The organism is Blautia sp. 2227st1_G12_2227SCRN_220401 (genome assembly GCF_039062885.1).
Taxonomy (GTDB): Bacteria; Bacillota; Clostridia; order Lachnospirales; family Lachnospiraceae; genus Blautia_A; species Blautia_A fusiformis.
Window position 1 is genome coordinate 1 of the sequence record NZ_JBCLNI010000058.1, and the last position, 4,233, is coordinate 4,233.

Sequence of the window (4,233 nt, forward strand, 5' to 3'; positions counted from 1 at the left end):
TGATATCCATAACCTGCTGGATATGCTTGGAAGCAATATCTCTTACTGCGTTTGCGATCTCTGCCGCTGTATAAGGATCGGTATCTGTAACTGTGATGGATACTACTCGTGTATCCGTTGGTGTATCTACGGAAAGCTTCTTAAGAAGCTCCTCATGTGTCATATCCAGTTTCAGCTGTGCGATCACACCCTCAGTAACTGTACGGCTCTTGATCAGCTCCGCATAGTCCTTGGTCAGTGATGTACTTGTCTGGATATCCTGATTGGTCAGTGTGCTGCTGTCCTGCTTGGACAGTACCACGATCTTGGTTGTGGATTCATACTTCGGTGTGATCAGAAGCATGGTTCCCATAACAGCTGCCAGGCAGAAAACAATACCGGATAAAATGATAACACCCAGCTTGCTCAGTAACAGGTGAAATACCTCACCAAGATCGATCTCTACTTCGTCGTTGTTGTTAACAGTCTGATTTTCCATTTCTTTTCTCCATTACCCTGTGATTTTCCGGGGATTTTTGATAAAGATCTTCTTTACATATTCGCTCCCCATTGTTTTTTCCATTTTGGCGACACATTTGCCGATCTCCGGGATACGCTCCGTCTTACGGTGTCCGTCAGAACCGACAAAATCCAGAAGCCCATGCTTCATGACTTTCCGTGCAAAGGTTTTTGCCCCGAATCCGTCCTGACCGCTGATGGTATCTGCGTTGACCTGGATATGTGCTCCCATATCCTTCAGCTCTGTCAAAAATCCAATATCGTTCCGGGTAGCCTTATAACGTTCCACATGAGCGATGATCGGGATAAAACCATTCATCAGAAGACTTCTGACCCGTTCTTCAATATAATTTTTCTCATCTCCGTTGCTGAATTCCACAAGCACATATCTGGAACCTGCAAGGGTAAGCCGCCGTCCCTTCTTAAGGCATTCCACCATATCCATACTGGAATGGAGTTCACAGCCCAGATAAAGTCTCATGCCTTCATCACCAATATTCATGGCTGCTCTACGCAGCTGCATGAACTGTCTTGTCACAATGTTCATATGCGGCTCAAACATATCGTACCGGAAATGTGGTGTCAGGATCACATGACGTACGCCCTCCTGATACTCCTTGTTGAGCATCCAGAGTGATTCTTCCATGTTTCTTGCACCGTCATCCACCCCGGGGAGGATATGACAATGAATATCATAAAGTCCCTTCATTAAAATAACCCACTCATTTCTGTTGTCAATGTTTTTTTATTTACTGCTGCTCTCACCATAATCTCCGTAGGAACCATACTTACCGTACTTGCCGTATTTACCATACTTGCCATAGTGACCGTAATTGCCGGCCTTGCTGTAGTCCACCTTGTTCAGGATGGTTCCCAAGATCGGGCAGTTGCTCTTGGCAAGCTGATCTCTTACTTCCTGTACAAAACGGTAGCTGATGGTACCGGATTCAACGACGATTACAGATCCGTCGCAGGAATCTGCTATGATAGCACTGTCGATGATCAGTCCAAGCGGCGGTGTATCTACAATAACGTAATCATAAACATCTCTTACCACGCGGATCATATCCTTGAAGAGTCTGTTTCCGAGAAGCTCTGCCGGGTTCGGAGGTACGATACCGGAGAAGATAATATGGAACTTCGGAAGTGTAGTGGCACAGATCACGTCAGAAAGCTTAGCCTGCTTGGAAAGATAATGAGCAAGTCCCATTACCTCCTGGTCTACTGTCACACGTCCCATCAAAACGGATTTACGCAGATCGGCATCGATCAGAAGCACTGATTTGCCGCTCTCAGCAAGAGAGGCAGCAAGATTAAATGCCACACTGCTCTTTCCCTCATTAGGAGTACAGCTGGTAAGTGCGATCACTTTTTTATCTGCTCCGCAGAACTGGATATTTGTTCGCAGAGCTTTATAAGCCTCATCCATCTGGTGATCAGACTTCCAGTTGCTCAGTTTAACTTTAATCATAATTCCTTTTCACCTTTACCTTTATGTTCTATCTGATGACAGTCTTGCCCTTTGGGCATGTCTATAGGTTATTATACAATCCTATTTTCTAATACGCAAGTTCTTTATTCGACAGAAAAGTCGTTAAATATGTACAATTTGCCTAATTTTTATTATTTTTTATTCCCCGGCCCAGAAACAGGATAGATTATTTTTATTCCCTGTGTTAAAATAAACCCACGGCAATGAGTGCAGCGGTTACAGGAGGAGCCCTATTTTTTGCCAACCGTGATTGGCTGCCATAAGGAGGATATAAACATATGACAAAACAGGAATTTCAGAAACTGACCGAAGATCATGTCCTGCTGCTGGATGGTGCTACCGGCTCCAACCTGATGAAGGCCGGCATGCCACGTGGTGTCTGCACAGAGAGCTGGGTGCTTGAGCACAAGGATGTGATCCAGTCTCTGCAGAAGGCATACATCGAAGCGGGAAGCCATATCATCTATGCGCCTACCTTCGGCGGAAACCGTATTAACCTCACTATGCATGGACTGGAGGATCAGATTGAACAGATCAATCATACCCTGGCCGGCTATTCAAAGGAGATCGCACCGGAGGGTGTTTTCGTAGCAGGTGATATCACCACCACAGGCAAGATGATGGCACCGGCCGGTGACATGACTTACGAAAAAGCCTTCGAAGTCTATCAGGAACAGATCGGCTATCTCCGTGATGCAGGTGTGGACCTGATCGTAGCAGAAACCATGATCAATATCGAGGAGACACTGGCTGCTGTAGACGCCTGCCAGAGTGTCTGCGAGCTTCCTATCATCTGTACCGTGACTGTAGAAGCAGACGGAAGTATCTTCAGCGGCGGAAATGCCATAGAGGCTGCCATGTCCCTGGAAGCTGCAGGTGCAGACGCTGTCGGCATCAACTGCTCGGTTGGCCCGGACCAGCTGGTATCGGTTATCCGCAATATCAAAGAGAACGTTTCCATTCCGGTCATTGCCAAACCCAATGCGGGAATGCCCCAGATCGATGATCTTGGAAATGCAGTTTACAGCATGACCCCTGCGGATTTTGCAGGTTATATGAAGGTGCTGGTGGACAACGGTGCTTCCGTGATCGGCGGATGCTGTGGTACCACACCGGAGTTTATTTCGGAAACCGCCCAGGTGCTTGGACTTCGATAACTTTAACCGGAACAGATATGCTTCCACGCACTGCTTCAATTGAGAACAGCAATAAGCCGTGAGTGAAAGATTCCGTCAAAAAAATCCTGAGGATCCTATGTGAGATATCAACAGATATCAACATAGAAATTCTCAGGATTTTTATTTTTCCGGATATTATTTCTCTTTTACTGCTTCTTCCGGCCGGTTTGCCTCATCCGCATAGGAGCTGCGGATCGCTTTTCGCACTGGAAGTACACAGGCAGGAACAACGGAAAGGCCGTCCACTCCCATCTGGATAAAAGCTTCTGTAAGATTGGAATCTGCTGCCAGCTCTCCGCATATGTAAACTTCACATCCTGACTTATGTCCTGCCTCTGTTACCATGCGGATCATCTTTACAAGCGCTGGATGATGATCGTTGTATTTATCCTTCAAAAGAAGATTCTGCCGGTCCATAGCCAGGGTATACTGGGTCAGGTCATTGGTTCCTAGGCTCAGAAAATCCACACGTTTTCCAAGTTCTTCACTGATCATGACCGCTGCCGGTGTTTCGATCATAATTCCGGTACGGATGTTTTTGTAAGGAATGTTCTTCTCATCCAGGCCCTTTTTTACCTCACGGATCAGCTTCTCGATCTCATCCAGTTCATCCTCGGACGTGATCATCGGATACATCAGGTTGATATTTCCATAGGCACTTGCACGGTAAATAGCCCGAAGCTGCGCTTTAAACATTTTTTTGCGATCCAGGCAGAGGCGGATGCCGCGGTTTCCCATCATAGGATTGACCTCATCAGGAATTGCCATATATTCTGCCTGACGGTCTGCCCCCAGGTCCACGGTACGGATCACTGCCGGACGTTCATCCATATCCTCAGCTACTTTTTTATAGGCACGGAACAGCTCATTCTCTCTTGGATAATTCTCTCTTCCGAGATACTGGAATTCACTTCGAAGAAGGCCGATACCTGCTGCTCCGTAATAAAGAACCGTATTCAGATCATCCAGATTTCCGATGTTTGCCAGAAGCTTGATCTCCTTGCCATCGGCTGTAATATCCTTTTGGTTCCGAAGTCTCAAAAGTTCTTCCCGCTCTTCCTTATC

The 4,233-nt window shown here is 46.6% G+C and carries 5 protein-coding genes; 1 reads left to right on the plus strand and 4 read right to left on the minus strand.

Going from position 1 to position 4,233, the window contains the following annotated elements:
- From ABCM67_RS16060 to ABCM67_RS16070, 3 genes are all read right to left on the minus strand, one after another.
- The coding region (locus ABCM67_RS16060) for a Wzz/FepE/Etk N-terminal domain-containing protein (RefSeq protein ID WP_342993048.1) at nt 1–478 on the minus strand (478 nt) is incomplete at its 3' end.
- A 12-nt stretch (nt 479–490) separates the two neighbouring features.
- On the minus strand, nt 491–1,207 hold the full coding sequence (locus ABCM67_RS16065; RefSeq protein ID WP_015525687.1) for a CpsB/CapC family capsule biosynthesis tyrosine phosphatase: 717 nt from the start codon (nt 1,205–1,207) through the stop codon (nt 491–493).
- A 36-nt stretch (nt 1,208–1,243) separates the two neighbouring features.
- Nucleotides 1,244–1,969 (minus strand): polysaccharide biosynthesis tyrosine autokinase, encoded by a 726-nt coding sequence (locus ABCM67_RS16070; protein WP_015525686.1) that lies wholly within the window; start codon nt 1,967–1,969, stop codon nt 1,244–1,246.
- A gap of 299 nt (nt 1,970–2,268) precedes the next feature.
- On the opposite strand from ABCM67_RS16070, the gene ABCM67_RS16075 reads away from it, so the two are divergent.
- Nucleotides 2,269–3,147: a homocysteine S-methyltransferase family protein gene (locus ABCM67_RS16075; RefSeq protein WP_022426289.1), complete on the plus strand. Its 879-nt coding sequence runs from the start codon at nt 2,269–2,271 to the stop codon at nt 3,145–3,147.
- Between the two features lie 156 nt (nt 3,148–3,303).
- On the opposite strand, the gene ABCM67_RS16080 is transcribed toward ABCM67_RS16075, so the two are convergent.
- The coding region (locus tag ABCM67_RS16080) for an aldolase/citrate lyase family protein (protein WP_342993051.1) at nt 3,304–4,233 on the minus strand (930 nt) is incomplete at its 5' end.